Origin of the sequence: Burkholderia sp. LFS061 (assembly GCF_047978125.1) — a bacterium.
GTDB classification, from domain to species: domain Bacteria; phylum Pseudomonadota; class Gammaproteobacteria; order Burkholderiales; family Burkholderiaceae; genus Burkholderia; species Burkholderia pyrrocinia_C.
Genome location: NZ_JBFPFS010000009.1, coordinates 212429 through 228612, shown reverse-complemented (window position 1 = coordinate 228612; position 16184 = coordinate 212429). Strand labels below are relative to the sequence as shown.

At 63.2% G+C, this 16184-nt stretch carries 17 protein-coding genes; 8 read left to right on the top strand and 9 right to left on the bottom strand.

Annotation, left to right across the window (positions count from 1 at the left end; all coding sequences use genetic code 11):
* The first annotated feature begins 9 nt into the window (after nucleotides 1–9).
* A complete protein-coding gene (locus ACNQQL_RS11620; protein WP_347064206.1) occupies nucleotides 10–1770 on the top strand; it encodes an AMP-binding protein in 1761 nt (586 codons plus the stop codon).
* A 64-nt stretch (nucleotides 1771–1834) separates the two neighbouring features.
* On the opposite strand, the gene ACNQQL_RS11615 is transcribed toward ACNQQL_RS11620, so the two are convergent.
* Complete coding sequence (locus tag ACNQQL_RS11615) at nucleotides 1835–2854, bottom strand: AraC family transcriptional regulator (RefSeq protein ID WP_347064205.1); 1020 nt, start codon at nucleotides 2852–2854, stop codon at nucleotides 1835–1837.
* On the bottom strand, nucleotides 2851–3306 hold the full coding sequence (locus ACNQQL_RS11610; RefSeq protein WP_072439028.1) for a GNAT family N-acetyltransferase: 456 nt from the start codon (nucleotides 3304–3306) through the stop codon (nucleotides 2851–2853). Before ACNQQL_RS11610 ends, ACNQQL_RS11615 begins: the two co-directional genes overlap by 4 nt.
* Nucleotides 3307–3844: 538 nt before the next feature.
* On the opposite strand from ACNQQL_RS11610, the gene ACNQQL_RS11605 reads away from it, so the two are divergent.
* The 5 genes from ACNQQL_RS11605 to ACNQQL_RS11585 all read left to right on the top strand — a co-directional run bounded on the left by ACNQQL_RS11605 (nucleotide 3845) and on the right by ACNQQL_RS11585 (nucleotide 7957).
* Nucleotides 3845–4690, top strand: a complete 846-nt coding sequence (locus tag ACNQQL_RS11605) for an ABC transporter permease (RefSeq protein WP_347064221.1) — start codon at nucleotides 3845–3847, stop codon at nucleotides 4688–4690.
* The gene (locus tag ACNQQL_RS11600) at nucleotides 4677–5528 is read left to right on the top strand and encodes an ABC transporter permease (RefSeq protein ID WP_347064204.1); all 852 of its coding nucleotides are present in this window, start codon (nucleotides 4677–4679) and stop codon (nucleotides 5526–5528) included. The genes ACNQQL_RS11605 and ACNQQL_RS11600 overlap by 14 nt, the downstream gene beginning before the upstream one ends.
* Nucleotides 5525–6556: an extracellular solute-binding protein gene (locus ACNQQL_RS11595; RefSeq protein WP_347064203.1), complete on the top strand. Its 1032-nt coding sequence runs from the start codon at nucleotides 5525–5527 to the stop codon at nucleotides 6554–6556. The genes ACNQQL_RS11600 and ACNQQL_RS11595 overlap by 4 nt, the downstream gene beginning before the upstream one ends.
* 533 nt (nucleotides 6557–7089) lie before the next feature.
* On the top strand, nucleotides 7090–7389 hold the full coding sequence (locus ACNQQL_RS11590) for an H-NS family nucleoid-associated regulatory protein (RefSeq protein WP_072439020.1): 300 nt from the start codon (nucleotides 7090–7092) through the stop codon (nucleotides 7387–7389).
* Between the two features lie 205 nt (nucleotides 7390–7594).
* Nucleotides 7595–7957, top strand: coding sequence for a hypothetical protein (locus tag ACNQQL_RS11585; RefSeq protein WP_347064202.1), 363 nt, complete (start codon nucleotides 7595–7597; stop codon nucleotides 7955–7957).
* Nucleotides 7958–8068: 111 nt separating this feature from the next.
* Here the strand turns inward: ACNQQL_RS11585 and ACNQQL_RS11580 are convergent, their stop codons facing one another.
* The 3 genes from ACNQQL_RS11580 to ACNQQL_RS11570 form a co-directional block, all read right to left on the bottom strand.
* The gene (locus tag ACNQQL_RS11580) at nucleotides 8069–8488 is read right to left on the bottom strand and encodes a hypothetical protein (RefSeq protein WP_218173347.1); all 420 of its coding nucleotides are present in this window, start codon (nucleotides 8486–8488) and stop codon (nucleotides 8069–8071) included.
* Between the two features lie 317 nt (nucleotides 8489–8805).
* Nucleotides 8806–9027: a hypothetical protein gene (locus tag ACNQQL_RS11575; RefSeq protein ID WP_072439018.1), complete on the bottom strand. Its 222-nt coding sequence runs from the start codon at nucleotides 9025–9027 to the stop codon at nucleotides 8806–8808.
* Nucleotides 9028–9042: 15 nt separating this feature from the next.
* On the bottom strand, nucleotides 9043–9669 hold the full coding sequence (locus ACNQQL_RS11570) for a TetR/AcrR family transcriptional regulator (RefSeq protein WP_072439016.1): 627 nt from the start codon (nucleotides 9667–9669) through the stop codon (nucleotides 9043–9045).
* Nucleotides 9670–10024: 355 nt separating this feature from the next.
* On the opposite strand from ACNQQL_RS11570, the gene ACNQQL_RS11565 reads away from it, so the two are divergent.
* Nucleotides 10025–10360: an H-NS histone family protein gene (locus tag ACNQQL_RS11565; protein WP_347064201.1), complete on the top strand. Its 336-nt coding sequence runs from the start codon at nucleotides 10025–10027 to the stop codon at nucleotides 10358–10360.
* A 76-nt stretch (nucleotides 10361–10436) separates the two neighbouring features.
* Here the strand turns inward: ACNQQL_RS11565 and ACNQQL_RS11560 are convergent, their stop codons facing one another.
* Nucleotides 10437–11195: an SDR family oxidoreductase gene (locus ACNQQL_RS11560; protein ID WP_347064200.1), complete on the bottom strand. Its 759-nt coding sequence runs from the start codon at nucleotides 11193–11195 to the stop codon at nucleotides 10437–10439.
* Nucleotides 11196–11334: 139 nt separating this feature from the next.
* A complete protein-coding gene (locus tag ACNQQL_RS11555) occupies nucleotides 11335–12279 on the bottom strand; it encodes a LysR family transcriptional regulator (protein WP_347064199.1) in 945 nt (314 codons plus the stop codon).
* A 166-nt stretch (nucleotides 12280–12445) separates the two neighbouring features.
* Between ACNQQL_RS11555 and ACNQQL_RS11550 the strand changes: the two genes are divergently transcribed.
* Nucleotides 12446–13660: an FAD-dependent monooxygenase gene (locus ACNQQL_RS11550; protein ID WP_347064198.1), complete on the top strand. Its 1215-nt coding sequence runs from the start codon at nucleotides 12446–12448 to the stop codon at nucleotides 13658–13660.
* Nucleotides 13661–13769: 109 nt separating this feature from the next.
* On the opposite strand, the gene ACNQQL_RS11545 is transcribed toward ACNQQL_RS11550, so the two are convergent.
* Nucleotides 13770–14711 (bottom strand): alpha/beta hydrolase, encoded by a 942-nt coding sequence (locus ACNQQL_RS11545; protein ID WP_072439005.1) that lies wholly within the window; start codon nucleotides 14709–14711, stop codon nucleotides 13770–13772.
* A 61-nt stretch (nucleotides 14712–14772) separates the two neighbouring features.
* Entirely contained in the window at nucleotides 14773–15870 is a 1098-nt protein-coding gene (locus ACNQQL_RS11540; protein WP_347064197.1) for an OpgC domain-containing protein, read from the bottom strand.
* Nucleotides 15871–16184: the final 314 nt, after the last annotated feature.

Sequence of the window (16184 nt, the reverse complement as noted above, 5' to 3'; positions counted from 1 at the left end):
GTCCGACCGATGCTCAGCGGTCAAACAAAGACGCATTACCGGGATTTCATCGCGCGGTTCTCGGAAGCAGCGCAACGTGACCCCGACGGGATCGCGCTGATCGCCGGCGGCGAGCAATTGACCTACCGGCAACTGCACGAGCGAGTGCTTGGATGCGCGGCGTCGCTCGACACGCTGAGGCAAACGAGCGACGCCATGCTGCTCTGCCTGCCGCGCGGCGTGCCGCTGATCGTAGCGATGATCGCGTGCCAGCGTCAGGGCGTGCCCTACATCCCGATCGACTTCCGGACGCCGGCACCGCGCATGAGGCAGATGCTCGACGTGAGTGCGGCAACCGCGGTGCTGCACGATACGGCCGCCACGCCGCATCCGTTCATCGCCGATTTGCCGGTCGGCACCCCGCAACTCGATATGGCGGCGTGCTCCGCCGCGCCGACGTGCACGCCGCCACCAGGCGCAAGCCGCGAAGCGTACCGGATCTTCACATCCGGCTCGACGGGCAAACCCAAGATGGTCAGGGTCACGACCCAGGGATGCGCGAACCTGATCGACTGCCTTGGCGAACTGCTCGGATGCGATGCGGACACGAGCGTGCTATCCAGCACCTCGCCCGGCTTCGACATTTTCTATCTGGAGTACGCGCTGCCGCTTGCCAATGGCGCAACCCTGACACTCGCCGATGACGGCCGGGCGGCATCGCCGCAGTTGCTGGCCCGGCTGCTGGAGCAGGTCCGTCCGGCGATTTACCAGTCCACACCGTCGCTGCTGAAGTGCCTGTTGCCGTACCTCGGCGCATCGTTCCGATTCGACCGCCTGCTGGTCGGCGGCGAGCCGCTCGGCCAGACGCTCTCGGCCGAGATCCACGCGCGTGCGGCGCGGCCGTACAACATGTACGGTCCGACCGAAACCACCGTGTGGTCGACCTGTCAACGGATCGATCGGCCCGGTGAACGGCGCATTGGGCTGCCGATCCAGAACACGCATGTGCTGGTCGTCGACGAACATGGCTCGGAGGTGCCGCTTGGCGTGGAGGGACGCATCCTGATCGGGGGGGACGCGGTCGCGCTCGGCTATCTGGGCAACGCCGCGCTTACGGCGGAGAAGTTCATCGCGAGCGCCGACGGCCGCACGATCCGTTACGACACCGGCGACGTCGGCTTCGTCGATCGGGAGGGATGCCTGAATTTCGTCTCGCGCGTCGGCGACTTCGTGAAGATCAACGGGCATCGGGTCGACCTGCAGGAGATCGGCGACACGCTGGAGGCGCTGCCGTTCATCAGCGAGGCGGCGGCGATCCACACGCGCGACCAGAGCGAGATCGACAGCCTGTCCGCATTCATCACGCTCGATCCGCGCCATGTCATCGCGGATCCGGTGGAACTGGCGCACGCGCATCTGCGCCAATGTTTGCCCAAGTATCTGTGGCCGCGCGAGCTGACCGTGATCGACACGCTCCCGCGCAACGGCTCCGGCAAGCTCGATCGGAAAGCGCTTGCGAGCCTGCCGCCTGAGCAACCCATGCCGCTTCCCGTCAAACGGAACGCGGCACCCGATAGCCCCGAACACGTGCTGATCGTCCTGCTCTCACCCTACCTGAACGTGAGCCGGCTCGGCGAGCACGATAACTTCTTCGCGCATGGCCTCACGTCGATGCACGCGGTTTCGTTTCATCTGTCGCTGGCCGACCGATGGCCGCGCATCGAACTCTTTCACATCTTCGAGTACCCGACAATTTCCGGCTTGTCGCGGATCGTGGCAAATTTGCATTGACGCCTCTGGAGTTCGGCGGAGTAGAAGCTTGCCATGTTCATACGGGCAGTCCTGGCCCATTTTTTCATTCGGTCGCTTCTTTCGACCAACGCTTCATCGCTCGGCTGAACGCGGATGTACTTTTGTATCCCAATCGCGCCGCGATCTCCTTGATCGAATATTCCTTTTTGGCCAGATATTGCGATGTCAGATCTTGACGTACAAGGTTGTGCATGGCACTGAACGACGTCCCCATCTCCTGGAGTTTCCGCTGCAAACTGCGCAGTGAAAGTCCGAGCTCTCTGGAAAACTCGGCGATGTCTTGACACGCGGGGTTGTCGTACATCATGCCAAGTAGTCGTCCGATGAGGTCCGACGGGACCCAGTGCGCAAGTTCGAATTCGCGCTTTGCGCACGCCTTTTTTGCCAATTCGAATTCTATCGGGTGTGCGAGCGGAAGTGGGATTTCAAGTGTCGATCGATCGAACTCGAGAAAACTTTCGCGAGAATTGAATTCGATTGGACAGTTGAAATAGGCTCTGTAAGATTCCGCGTGCGGCGGTTCCGGATAGGCAAATCCTATCCTCAGGAATTCCGGATATTGCCCGATCAAATCACGCATCTCCCGGCGAATGGCGGTGAAAACCATGTCGGTATTCAAAACCAGGAGATCCGTGCGATAGGTATAGCCGCCAACCGTAATTCTGGCCACATCGCCCGTTGTCGTTATCCTCATTCTGAAATAGCTGATCCCCAGCAACGGATGCTCGAAGCCCAGGCGCAGCGCGTCACCCAACGTCGGGCTCACCAGCATGGCGTGGGCGCGCAGGCCGTACGATGTCACCGGGATCGCGTTTCCGATATGAAGCCCGATCGCGGTGTTGCCGGTCGCCTCGAGTGCATTCGCAAACAGCACCATTTCCTGCGCATGCGTCACCATTGCGTTGGGTCGCTCGACGTCCGACGGAGAAATGCCCGCGCCTTTCAGCAAGACGTCGACGGGAACCCCCATACGCTTCATGAAGTCGATCGTGATGAAGATGGTGTGAAGCGGCGCCGGACGTTGCGCGGCAGTGCGGTGACTCATGTCGGCTACCGGCTTCATTCGACTCCTAGCGACTTCGTAAACACGACCTGGCATCCATACTCGTCCAGTTCGCCGCGCTTCCACCCGAGACGCTGGTAGAAGCCATCGGCTCGCGAGCCCGGATCGGTCACGAGCGTGACTTGCGCCACGCCCTTTTCCTTCAACCATGTCAGCGCACGGTCGAGCAGCTCCCGGCCGATGCCGGCGCCATGGAACGACGGATTCACAAACAAGGCGGTGATGAACGGCTTTTCGGTGATGACCGGCAGACAGATCCCGACCACCTCATCACGACATTCACAAATCCAGCCGCCTCCCTGCCTGATTTTCTCGATCAGGAGGTTGCGGTTGAGCAGGTGAACCTGGTGGGGATGGATTCTATTCTCGCTCACGGAGAATCGCACGTCGTAAAAAGCGCCGATGTCGCGCTCGGTCATTCGGCGGTATTCCAGCTTATCAGCAATGGCCATATTCGTTATCGACTCTCATCTCGTTATATGAAATATGCATGGTGCGAATCGGGCAACTATCTCACGATTTTTGCAAATCCGCCAACGATCATGCCGCGGAAGCCGGATAGCTGCCACGTGTGCCGCGGCGGACCGGGGTTAGCCGAGCCATCGGCGAAGCCGCATGGCGCCACATGGGGCGCCCATCGGGGCGCCGGCGTGCGGCGCAGTACCCGGTGACCGTTCCCGGTGACCTGACGATTGGTCAACGCTTTAATGTTCCAGCATCGATCTAAATTGCACGAGTACGAGAATTTCTGTTGGCGAAATAATCCAATATAAAATGCCGTTCGCCAAACTTATAATGTCATTGGCGCTGACGGGTAACACATTGGCGCGAACGGCACGGGCAACCCCTATAAATGGAGCGATCTATTTGATACGCTTCCTGCCAATCGAACCGGCCTAATTGAGGTAATTGGTAGTGCGTCAAGTCCCTATGGTCCACCTGCCGAAGCTGAAATCATGGCGGAAGATGTATAACCCGGCGGTGCTCGTCATGGTCGCGGGTGTTGTTCTTCCCATGATCATCCTGGCAGTGGTCTCGCTCAGCGTGCCGCTCGACTTCGGCGGCGTCGCGTGGGGCGACTTCACTGCCCGGGCATACGAGCGGGTCGTCTTCGATCGGGACTTCGACGGTTCGCTTGTCCTTCAGCGGGGCTATCTCGCCATTTTCGCCCGGTCGATGACCATGGCCCTGCTGGCCACCGCGGGATGTCTGCTGATCGGCTTCCCGACGGCGCTTTTCATGGCGACGCGCCCTCGGAAGTGGAAAGCCGCGTTGCTGATCCTGATCACGATCCCGTTCTGGACCTGCGTCGTCGTCCAGATGTACGGGTGGATCATCGTCATCGCAGACAACGGCCTGGTGAATCGGATCTTGATCGGAGCCGGCATCATGCACGGCCCGCTCGGCTTGCTCTACACCGATCTCGCGACCTTGATCGGCCTCGTCTATGCGTTCACACCGTTCATGGTCCTGCCGATCTTTGCCGCGCTCGATGATCTCGACTGGCGGCTGGTCGAAGCGGCCTACGACCTGGGGGCAAACAAGCCGGCCGCACTTGTCCATGTGGTTGTGCCGTGCTGCCGTCCGGGCGTCATGGCGGGCGTAGGGCTCGTCTTCGTCCCTGCACTGGGTTCCTATACGATCCCCGGGCTTCTTGGCGGCAATCACGCGTTCATGATCGGCAACTTGATCGATTTCCAGTTTGCCGGCGGCCGGGATTGGCCTTTGGGCGCCGCCATGTCGTTTGCGTTGCTCGCGATTGTGCTTCTAGCGATGCTCATGCCCCGGCTGGGCGCGCTCTTTCAACGACAGGAGCGCGTTCATGAATTCGCCTGAACTGCGCCGGTTTCCGTTGGCCGCGGCAATCGCGATCGCGGTGCTGTTGTTCCTCTATTTGCCGATGCTGATCGTGATAGGGATGAGCTTCAACGTTGGCCCGTCCGCGCTCGTCTGGGACGGGTTCGGTATCCGCGGCTACGAGGAGGCGTGGTCCGATCCGACGCTGGTCCGTGCCGCGAAGAACTCGCTCGTTCTGGCGTTGATGTCGATGGTGCTTTCCACCGTGCTTGCGACGAGCGCGGCGGTTGCCGGGTGGTCGAGAAGTGATCGGCACGGGTTCGACCGGGCGGGACTTCTCGTCGCGCTTCCGCTTGCCATACCTGAAATCGTGCTGGCGATCGCGACGATGATGCTGTTCTCGATGTTCAAGACCGAGCTCGGATTCGGCGTCGTCCTGTTTGCGCATGTGGTCTTCAGCGTGCCGCTTGCTTACCTTCCGATCAAAGCCAGACTCAAGACGATCGATCGCACGCTGCTCGAGGCTGCTGCGGACCTGTCGGCCACACCCTGGGCCGCATTTCGGCAAATCACCGTGCCTTTGGCGCTGCCCGGCATCGTCGCAGGGGCGCTGCTGTCGTTCGTCGCGTCGATGAATGATTACGTCACCAGTTACTTTCTCGCTGGCGCCGGCATGACCACATTGCCGATGTACATCTTCAGTGCGATGAAGATCGGGATCACCCCAAAGGTCAGCGCTGTCTCGACCGTCGTCATCGGCCTTTCGTCGGTGCAACTGATGGCGGTCTGGGTCATCGGTGCTCGAGGCAAAAGAAGATCCACGCCCAAGCAGTCCGAGATACACCATGCAAATCTCCAAGCAATAGGAACAGTATGAAAAAAACAATCGGGGCGATGTTGCTCCTCGCCGCTGTGACGACGCAGGCCGCCGAGCTTCATATCGGAAGCTGGCCGGGCATCCTGCCCGTGAACTTGCTCAAGAAGTTCCAGGCAGATACCGGTATCGAGACGACGCTTGACACCTATGCAAGCGATGCCGCACTGACCCAGAAACTGCAGGCGGGGGGAGGAGGCTACGACGTCGTGGTGGCCGGCGACTACTACGTCCCGGTGCTCGTGAAATCCGGCCTGTTGCTCAAGCTCGACAAGAGCAAGTTGCCGAATATCGCAAACATCAAGCCTGAATACCGTCATCCGGCATTCGATCCTCAGCGGGACTATGCGATGCCCTTTACGGTCGTCCTGACCGGGTTTGCATACGACAGCGCGCGCGTGCCGGGTGGCCGGCTCGACGATAGCTGGAAATCCTTTTTCGAGCCGCCCGAGGCGCTGCGCGGCCAGATCGGCGATCTGGACGTCGAGGAGGAGCTGTACATGGCCGCGAGCTGGTATCTGGGGCAGGACGAATGTACCGAACGTCCCGAGGATGCGAAGCGCGTGCTTGACGTCCTGCAGAAGCAGAAGCCCTTCGTGAAGACCTACAGCAACGACGGCACGATCGACCGTCTCGCGTCCAGGCAAATCACCGTTCAGCACGTCTGGAACGGTGCCGCTGCGCGCGCGCAGGATCGTCTGCCGACCATCCGGTTCGTGTATCCGAAAGAGGGCGTCCGGCTGTTCATGGATAGTCTGCTTATCCCGGCAAAAGCGCGAAACGTCGAATCGGCCTACAAGTTCGTCGACTGGATGATGCGGCCCGAGAACATTGCACTGGTGACGAACGCGATTCGGTACAGCAACGAGATCGTCGGGTCGGAGCGCTACATCGATCCTGCGCTGATGAACAACCCCGCGACCAAGACGCCCGAGCAATACAAGGATCGCCTCAAGCCGTACAAGATGTGCTCGCCTGCGGCACTTCAACTACGCAACAAGGTCTGGCTGAAGCTGAAGGGCAATCAATGAGCGGCGCCTGCGGCCTGGCCTTGGGGTACACACCAAGAGACCATCATGGCTGAACGTAGATTACGACAGCATCGGCATCCCGAGCCAGCTTGCATAAGCGCACCACTGTGCGCATGTACGGGGGGCGCGGTAGCCGTTCGCAGTCCGCCGCGGAAGCGAAATCGTCGTCTGAACGAAACCCGGTGCACGACGGCCGTGTCCTTGCTCACGTTCCGGACGAAGATATCGACAACGGCATCCGAATCTCGTGTCCGTGGCGGTTGCGCTCTCGGCACGCCCGAGGGCCGTCGGGCAGTCAGTCGCTCGAGTCTTCCGCGCAGGATCGACTAGCCCCGGTCGTTGGCTCCGCCTGTGTTCGGCGATTCATTACCTCTCGGCACAGGCGGCTCGCGATTTCCCCTCTCGATCGCGCTTTTTATTCCACGCGGCATCGCGGACATTCAAAGCTAAATATTATGTATTGCGAAACAGATTGGGTCGATGCGTGCGCAATCTTTCCAGATTCACGATTCTCACATTGCCGAGGAAACGACATGCAAACCTACCTGGACCTGAAAGCCAAGATCCAAGCACTGCAAACTCAAGCTGAACTTGCACGCAAGACGGAATTGCAGAGTGCGGTAAAAGAAATTCAGAAATTGATCGCCGACTTCGATTTGAAGCCGGAAGACATTTTCGACGGTATTCGGTACAAGCTACGTCGGCGGCGTGGCCCGGCTGTCGCAAAGTACCGTGATCCCGTCTCCGGCGCCGTCTGGAGCGGGCGCGGGCGGGAACCTCGTTGGATTGCCGGTCGCGATCGAACGACGTTCCTGATCCAGGCCGAGACGTAAATAATCGTGGGTCAAGGTACGTCCAGACAAGAGCATCTTTTCGTCCGCCATGTCCAGAACAGCCCGATCGAATCGAATCAATTGCACTGCAAACTTGATACGAGCAGCCGTCCACGCTTGCATTCCCGCTTGGTACTGGAAGCGTCGATTCGGTCGGCCTTCGGCGTCGAAACTCGCCGATGCTTTCGCCACCGAGTGCGTCCACGTGGCTAACGTTGCCGCCGCGGGCGCGGTAGCATGCGCCGCGGAGCTTGAGAAATTGGCTGTACGGTATTCGACGCTGGCCACCTCTCATTTTCCGAGTACGCGTGCCCAGGTGGAGCTAATCGGTAGTCGCATCCAGAAAGCTCGCATCCATGCCCAGCGGGCACGTGATCATGCCGACACCGTGATGTCGATCCTTCAGGACAAGGCTGATGGCAACATCGGCTCGCGGTCCGAATGGGCCCGGCACCATGCCAATCTCGCGAGACAAGCGCACCTGCATGCATTCGACCTCCTCGAACTATCGCTTGCGCGAGAGCGGCGCGAGCGGATCCGCAATTCGAGGCGCCGTTCGTCGAGATAAGAGGGTAGATCCGGATGCTTGAGGGTATTTGATTGGATAGAGGGCCGGCGCCCGGCATTCATACCCGGCCGCATTGATCCACACTCGGGGCATCGACAAGCGGGTACGGATTCAATCCTGGGGGGCGATCAAGATCCCTCGATTGGCAAAATAACGATCGAAGGTTTCGCGCCGCATCGTCACGTTTTCCTGCGTGTCCCGTTCAAACCCTGACGGATTATGAAAGATCCAGTCACCGGACATTGCGTCTACGCCAAGCACGAGTACCAGATGGCCGCCACGCCCCGGCGGCTCGAAATCCTGATGCCGGATTCCTGGATGGACCGACGCCATGAGCATATGTCCGTCGCGAAGCCGTTCTTCAAGGACCGCCGATCCCGTATGCTCGACGACGCTGCCTCGAATCTGAAAGCGCTCGCCGAGCCATTGCACGAACGGTCGGTATAGCAGGCGTTTGCCGCTATCGCCCAGTTCAGGGCGATACACGCCGAAGGTCACTGCGTCGCGAACCAGTTCGAGCAACGGGAACACGCGCTTCGTCCGATGCGCGAGCATGCATCTTCAGGCATGCGATGCCGCAGATGTGAGGGCTCCATCGAGCGTACTCTTCGGGATTGTGGGCACCCGACTCGCGCCAGAGCGGATCGTCTTCCGAACGGAGTTCACCGGACAGAAACTTGTCGATCAGCATCCTTGATTCCCACTGGGAGAAATACGGTACGTCAGTCATTTTTCATCCGATAAACAGTATTGCTGCGCCGACGGCCGCCACAACGCCAAAGACGCGTTGTTCGCGGAGTTTGCCTTCAGCATGGATCAATGTGTCGCAGGGCGTTTGCACGCGACAGCTACACTTCCATCTCCCGCGCAATCTCCGCAATCTGCTGCCGCAGCCATCCATGCGCGGGATCGTCGTGCGTGCGCTCATGCCAGATCATCGACAGCGCGAACGGCGGCACCTCGACCGGCAGCTTCACAAGCGTGACCGGCATCGACAACGCGACATGCCGCGCAAGGCGTTGCGGCAACACCAGCGTCATGTCGCTGTTCGCGACGAGCGTCGGTGCCACCAGAACCTTCGCCGGTCAGCGCACCGGCGCCGCCGTCGCCAGCAGGCTGCGCAGGAACACCATGATCATGTGCCCGATGGGCACGTCGGACAGGATCGACTGCTGCAGCGACAGGCCTTGCGAGAGCCCCATGAACGACACGGCCAGGACGGCCGGCGATTCGGGCGGCACTTTCTTCATCCTCGCGAAAATCTGTTCGATGCAATAGGCGAGGCCATCGCGGTGGCCGTCAAGCAACGCCTGCGACGCCGCTGCGAACGCGGGGTTGCGACGCCCCTGGAGCTTGAACTCGACGCCCAGCACCGACCACTCGGGCTCGGCGTCGACGGTCCGCGACCAGACTTCCAGCGCATTCAATATTTCGTCCCCGGTCGCGGACGGGTCGCTCAACGCCCGGGCGATGTCGGCCACTTGCGTTTTCGATCGCTCCCGCATCAACTCCACGAACAGCTCTTCCTTGCTCGCGAAATTCGAATAGAACGCACCCTGCGTATAGCCGGCCTCGGCCGCGATATCCCTGAGCGACGTGGCGCCGAAGCCGCGGTCGACAAACAGCCGCTTTGCCGCGGCGAGCAAATGTGCGCGTGTCTGCAGTCGACTTTCTTCGCGGCTCAGCCGCGGGGGAAGGGGCGCCGTATTCATGGCGGGAAGGATATCAGTTGATATTTGAGATGGATACCATTACGATTGGGCTTCAAATATCACTTGATATGTGAAATGCGGCGCGCGATGGTGCTTCTGGATGTCTCCAGCGGGGAACTTGTCCCGGGTGGACGATCGTTTCGGCAGGACGCGCCTGTCTGTTTGCGGCATCGGAGTGTATGCCGCGGCGTCGGCGTTCCGCGGATTGTCCGTCTCTTCGCGTCGCGTTGTCCGGCGCGCAGCGATGCGTCGCATGCGATCAAGTTAATGTTGCTGTCACGGGGCGTTGTAAAACAGTCCGTTAGTCATGCGAATCATGTCGATTCGCATGCGGATGCGGGACAGGAAGCAGAAGATGAGCGTGAGCAAGACCTATGCGCAGCTCGTGGTCGAGCTGTCCGAACTGGACGAGGAAATCGAGCGCGCACGCGCACGTGAACGCATCGATGCGATCGCGAAGGTTCACTCGCTGATGGATACCTATGCGATCAAGCATCGCGACCTGGTCGGCCGCAACGGTAGCCGAGGTACGTATATCGTGAAAGTACTGCCGGCACGGTATCGCGACCCGGCGAGCGGGAAGGAATGGAGCGGGCGCGGCAATGCGCCGCTCTGGATCAGGGGCAAGGATCGCCGTCAGTTCGTGGTACGCAAGCCGTCGCCCGCAGCCAAGAAAGCCAAGTCAGGTTGACGAAACATGGCCGGGGCGCTGCCTGCATCGACGGATACGACGGTAGCGTCGTGCCCGTCTGTCGCGCCGCTCGCGTTTATCCGCGCCCCACGAAAGGCATCGCAGTGGCCATGATCGTCATGTTCAGGATGTTCGTGTCCAGCGGCAGATTCGCCATCTGGACGACCGCGTTCGCGACATGCGCGACGTCCATGCGCGCCTCGGGCGCCAGGCTGCCGTCCGCCTGCGGGACCCCTTGCGTCATCCGTTCCGTGAGCGACGTCGCCGCGTTGCCGATGTCGATCTGGCCGCACGCGATGTTGTACGCGCGGCCGTCCAGCGCAAGCGACTTGGTGATGCCCGTCACCGCGTGCTTGGTGGCCGTGTACGCGATCGTGTCGGGGCGCGGCGCATGCGCCGAGATCGAGCCGTTGTTGATGATCCTGCCACCCTGCGGCGTCTGAGCTTTCATCAGGCGCCACGCGGCACGCGCGCACAGAAAGACGCCGGTCAGGTTCGTCGCGACGACGCTGTTCCACACGTCGAATTCGTATTCGCCGAGTGAAACGGGCAGGGCGTTGCGTCCGGCATTGTTGAACAGCACGTCCAGCCGGCCGAACTGCTGCGCGATTTGCGAAAACGCGCGGTCGACCGACGCTTCGTCGGTGACGTCGGCGGGAAACACGTGCGCGTCGCCGTCGGCGGCGCGGATCGCGTCCTGCGTTTCGCGCAACGATGCTTCGTTGCGCCCGAGCAGCGCGACGGTGAATCCCGCGTGGGCGAGCGCGACGGCCGCCGCACGACCGATGCCGGATCCGGCGCCCGTGACGGCTGCGAATTTCTTCGTGACAGACATGGCTTGATTTCCTGCTGGTTGAATTGGGAAAGAGGGGCGAGCGATCGATGTCTTCGCCACCCGGTCAATGCATTCGAAATGTGCCCGGAGCAAGCTCAAGCGACATCGTACCGCCCGCTCGATTGCGCGATGACCGCGACTATTTCATCCGCCTGGGTGCCGCCTTCCGCGCTCGCGCACTCGTCTCCGCAAATAGATCGACCACCACGCCGCGCAGCCATCGATTCCCTTCGTCCTGATTGACCCGCGTATGCCAGAGCATATGAATCGGCGCACCGGGCAATGTGACGGGCAGCGCGCGCCAGCCCAGCGAAAACGGCGCGGCGAGTTGCAGCGCGAGATGCTCCGGCACGGTCGCGATCAGGTCGGTGCGCTGCAGGATGTAGCCCACGCTCATGAAATGCGGCACCGTCAGCCGCACCCGGCGCTTCACGCGGCGCCGCTTCAGCCATTCGTCCACCTGCCCGTGGCCGGTGTCGGCCGACACCACGACCAGGTGCTCGGCGTCGCGCCATGCATCGACTGTCAGCCGCGCATCCTCGAGCGGATGCCCGTGCCGGAACAGGCACACATAACGCTGATCGAACAGCCGGCGCTGATAGAACCCGCCCTTGAGTTGCGGCAGCAGGCCGATCGCGAGATCGACGCGGCCGTCGGCCATCTCGTCGCTCAGGTTGACGCTCGTGTTGCGCACGGTATTGAGCGCGATGCCCGGCGCCGCTTGCGACAGGTGTTCGAGCAGCGCGGGCAGGAACACGACTTCGCCGATATCGGTCATGCCGATCGTCAGCGTGCGCGTGGCGCGCAGCGGATCGAAACCGGTCTCGGGATTGAGCGCGGCGTGCAGCGTCGCGAGCGCGTGCGACACGGGCTCCGCGAGACGCAGCGCGAACGGCGTCGGCACCACGCCGCCCGGCCCGCGCACGAACAGCGGATCGCCGAGCCGGCGGCGCAGCTTCGCGAGCGCATTGCTGACGCCCGGCTGGCTCATGTTCATCTGCTCGGCGACGCTCGACACGCGCCGCTCCTGCATCAGCCGCTGAAAAAGCAGCAGCAGGTTCAGGTCGATCTCGCTCAGTTCCATGGGTTTCGCATTGCCCGGCTCATTGCATTCGGTGATGAAGTAGATTCATTTCATTTTATTGCGGGATGAATGTCCACTCCTGAAACTACCGATACGGCGCATGCATTCGACATGACCGCTGCGCAGCACGCAGACCCCACATCTGAATATCGGAGACACCTTCATCATGCAGAAGAACCTGAAAATCGCGATCGTCGGCGCCGGCATCGGCGGCCTGACGCTCGCGCTCGCGCTGCGCGAGCACGGCATCGACGCGCAGCTCTACGAGCAGACCGACGAATTGCGCGAAGTCGGCGCGGCCGTCGCGCTGTCGGCCAATGCGACGCGCTTCTACGAACGCATGGGCTTGCGTGCGGCCTTCGACGCGGTGTGTGCGGACATCCCGGGCCTCGTCTATCGCGACGGGCGCAGCGGTGCGGTGATCGGCCATCATCGCGGCGAACCCGACTATCGCCGGCAATTCGGCGGCGCTTACTGGGGCGTGCATCGCGCGGATCTGCAGGCCGTGCTGTCGAAGGCGGTCGGTCTCGACTGCATCCATCTCGGCCATCGGCTCGTCGATCTCGCGCAGCACGCCGATCGCGTCACGCTCGCGTTCGACAACGGCGAGCGCGTCGAAGCCGATCTCGTGATCGGCGCGGACGGCGCGCGCTCGATCACGCGGCGCTGGATGCTCGGTTATGACGATGCGCTGTATTCGGGCTGCTCGGGCTTTCGCGGCGTGGTACCGGCCGCGAGCATGGACCTGCTGCCCGATCCCGACACGATCCAGTTCTGGGTCGGGCCGCACGGGCATCTGCTGCACTATCCGATCGGCGACAACGGCGACCAGAATTTCCTGCTGGTCGAGCGTCATCCGTCACCGTGGCCGTCGCGCGACTGGGTCATGCCGGCGGAAGAGGGCGAGCAACTGCGCATGTTCAGGAGCTGGCATCCGGCGGTGGTGCAGATGATCACCGCCGTGCCGATCAGCCAGCGCTGGGGGCTGTTCCATCGGCCGCCGCTCGGCCGCTGGAGCCGCGGGCGCGTGACGCTGATCGGCGACGCCGCGCACGCGCTGGTGCCGCATCACGGGCAGGGCGCGAACCAGTCGATCGAGGATGCGGTGGTATTGGCGGCGCAACTGGCGAAGGCCGGCCCGGGCAACTGGCGCGGCGCGCAGGAAGCATACGAGCGCCTGCGTCGCGGCCGTACGCGCAAGGTGCAGTACGCGTCGATTTCCGCGGCCGACGTGCTGCACCTGCCCGACGGGCCGGCCGCGCAGGCGCGCAACGCGCGTCTGGCCGAACGCGACAGCGTGCTGCACCATCTGGACTGGATCCACGATTTCGACGCGCTCGCCGAGGAGCCGAGCGAGCGGCAGGGCGGCACGTGGCTTTGAGCCCGGCGTGCGCGCCCGGGGCGCGCGCAGTGCATTGCGCCAGTCGACGGACGATGGGCCGGGCATCGGCCGGCTTGACGAAAACGGGCGGGGCCACGCCCGCCCGCCGTCACTTCACGCACTCGAGCGCGTACTTCAACCCCTGCCCGAGCAGTCCGCGCCACACGTCCCACGTATGCCCGCCGTCGACGATGCGCAACTCGGCCGGGTTCTGCGCACGGCGCAGCTGCGTGTACAGCACGCTCGATTCCGCCTGGATCGTCAGGTCGTCGTCGCCGGCGGCGATGAACATCGGCACGCGCCAGCTACGCGCGAAATAGCCGCGCATCAGCGCCGGGTAGTTGAGCTCGTGCCACACGCGCGAGTCGAACTGCCGGTCGCCGAACACGCCGACATAGCGCGCGGCGGAATTGAGCGGCGGCTCGTTCGCATAGATCGCGGGGCTCAGCAGCATCGCACCGCAGAACAGGCCGGGTTCGAGCAGCGAGAAGCGCAGCGCACCGAAACCGCCCATCGACACGCCGCCGATCGCGCGGCCCGCGCGCTGGTTCGACACCGCGAAGTGCGCTTCGACTTCGGGCAGCAGATCGTTGAGGAACGCGCTCTGCATCTTCTCCTTGCGGTCGACGTACCAGTCGGTGCCGCCCTGCGGCATCACGATCACGACGGGCGGAATCTCGCGGCGCTCGATCAGCGTGTCGGCGGTGGCCTGCAGCCGGCCCTGCGTGATCCAGTCGTTCGCGTTGCCGGCATTGCCGTGCAGCAGGTACATCACCGGGTAGCGCGCGCCTTCCGGGTTATAGCCGGGCGGCAGGTAGACCGTGTACGACCAGTCGCGCTTCAGCGATGCCGACCGGAACGTGCGCAGCGCGACGCTGCTGCCTGGGTTGACCGGCGGCTCCTGGGCGGCCGGCGTGACCGGCGCGGCCTGGGTGGCTTGCGCGGCCAGCGGCGGCGCGGACGAACCCGTCGGCGCGGCCGGCGTGGCGCGGGCGGTGGCGATGGAGCCGGCGATCAGGGCGACGGTGAACGGTAGGGCGAGTCGGCGCATGGCGAATCGTTTCAGGAGAGGCGCCGGCTATCGTAGCAGCGGCGCATGACGGCGCGGCGCGTCATTGCCGCGAACGGAACGGCAGCCGCGCGACGAGCGGCCCGTAGAGTTTGGCGACGAGATACAGCAGGCCCATCGCGACGGCATCGGCGGTCAGGCCGAGCGGCACGTCGAGATAGCCTTCGGTCGCCTGGTAAAGCAGCGAATCGACCGCGAGCGAGATGCCGGTGCCCGCTACGAAGCACAGCAGCCCCTGCCGGCCGATCGTGCCGATCCACGGCATCGCGTGCGCGACCTTCTTCATCCAGCCGAGGTGCACGAGTTTGGCCGCGAGCCACGCGATCGCGAGGAAGTTCACGAGCCGCAGCGCGCCGAGGTTCTGCTTGATCGACGGATCGGTTGGAAACGGCTCGATGCGCAGCCGGTAGTACGCGCCGGCCGCGACGATCGCGAGTGAGGCGGCCGTGAGCAGCCAGCCCTGCGGCTTGGGCGCGAGCGTCTGGTAGACGGGCTGGCAGCGCGCGATCACGCCGAGCACGAACAGGAACTGCCACGCGAACGGGTTGAAGTCCCACGGCGCGCCTTCAACGGTCGGCAAAAAGCGCGCGACGTGCGGCGCCGCGTACCACAGCGATCCGCTGAACGCGAGCATCAGCCACGGCTGCGTGCGCGCGAGCGGCAGCGCGAGCGGGACGAGCAGCGCGAAGAACGCGTACATCGGCAGCACCGACGCGAGGTACGGCTGGCGGCGGAACAGCAGGATGTCGCGCAGCGCGGCGAGCGGTTTGTGGAGCAGGCCGTCGAGATCGTTGGTCGGCATGTTCGGGCCGTCGATCGCGAGCGCGTTCAGCGCGGCCGTGATCAGCAGCATCAGGCCGGCCGTCACGAGGAACGCGCGGTAGATCTCGAACGCGCGCAGGATGAAGCGCTGGCGCGCGGCGGCCTCGTCGTGCCGCTCGGCGAGCGAGTTGTACGCGATCGCGGTCGCGAAGCCGCCGAGGAACACGAATACCTCGGCCGCGTCGCACAGCGCGTACGCGTGCAGCGTCACGCGCGACAGGATGCTGCCGCCGATATGGTCGACGACGATGACGAGCAGCACGAGGCCGCGGAAGAAATCGAGCTCGGCGTAGCGGCCGGCCCGGGCAGGCGCGGTCATCGGACCGCCGCCCGGCGCGGGCCGCGTGCGCGGCCGGCACGCGCCGCGCATGAATCGGGGTGAAGCATGACTTCGTGAAGAAATGGCGAACGGATGCGCATTGTGCCACCGATGCGGCGCCTGTCGGGTTTACGCGGATGGCGGGCCGGGTCGCCGCTGCCGACAAGCCCCGTCAGGCTGTCTGCGCAACGGGGCAGTTGGGAGAGCGCAACGCTTTGCGCGCGGTTTCCTTGCCCCGATGGACGGACGGTTTGCGACGTGACACCATTTTGTCCTCACGCGGCCGCACACCGCGTCGTCCGCCCTGCGGGCCA

Coding starts and splice junctions, on each gene's coding strand:
- ACNQQL_RS11620 (WP_347064206.1), top strand. CDS start 10: ATGCTCAGCGGTCAAACAAAGACGCATTACCGGGATTTCATCGCGCGG.
- ACNQQL_RS11615 (WP_347064205.1), bottom strand. CDS start 2,854: ATGAAGCCGGTAGCCGACATGAGTCACCGCACTGCCGCGCAACGTCCG.
- ACNQQL_RS11610 (WP_072439028.1), bottom strand. CDS start 3,306: ATGGCCATTGCTGATAAGCTGGAATACCGCCGAATGACCGAGCGCGAC.
- ACNQQL_RS11605 (WP_347064221.1), top strand. CDS start 3,845: ATGGTCGCGGGTGTTGTTCTTCCCATGATCATCCTGGCAGTGGTCTCG.
- ACNQQL_RS11600 (WP_347064204.1), top strand. CDS start 4,677: ATGAATTCGCCTGAACTGCGCCGGTTTCCGTTGGCCGCGGCAATCGCG.
- ACNQQL_RS11595 (WP_347064203.1), top strand. CDS start 5,525: ATGAAAAAAACAATCGGGGCGATGTTGCTCCTCGCCGCTGTGACGACG.
- ACNQQL_RS11590 (WP_072439020.1), top strand. CDS start 7,090: ATGCAAACCTACCTGGACCTGAAAGCCAAGATCCAAGCACTGCAAACT.
- ACNQQL_RS11570 (WP_072439016.1), bottom strand. CDS start 9,669: ATGAATACGGCGCCCCTTCCCCCGCGGCTGAGCCGCGAAGAAAGTCGA.
- ACNQQL_RS11565 (WP_347064201.1), top strand. CDS start 10,025: ATGAGCGTGAGCAAGACCTATGCGCAGCTCGTGGTCGAGCTGTCCGAA.
- ACNQQL_RS11560 (WP_347064200.1), bottom strand. CDS start 11,195: ATGTCTGTCACGAAGAAATTCGCAGCCGTCACGGGCGCCGGATCCGGC.
- ACNQQL_RS11555 (WP_347064199.1), bottom strand. CDS start 12,279: ATGGAACTGAGCGAGATCGACCTGAACCTGCTGCTGCTTTTTCAGCGG.
- ACNQQL_RS11550 (WP_347064198.1), top strand. CDS start 12,446: ATGCAGAAGAACCTGAAAATCGCGATCGTCGGCGCCGGCATCGGCGGC.
- ACNQQL_RS11545 (WP_072439005.1), bottom strand. CDS start 14,711: ATGCGCCGACTCGCCCTACCGTTCACCGTCGCCCTGATCGCCGGCTCC.
- ACNQQL_RS11540 (WP_347064197.1), bottom strand. CDS start 15,870: ATGACCGCGCCTGCCCGGGCCGGCCGCTACGCCGAGCTCGATTTCTTC.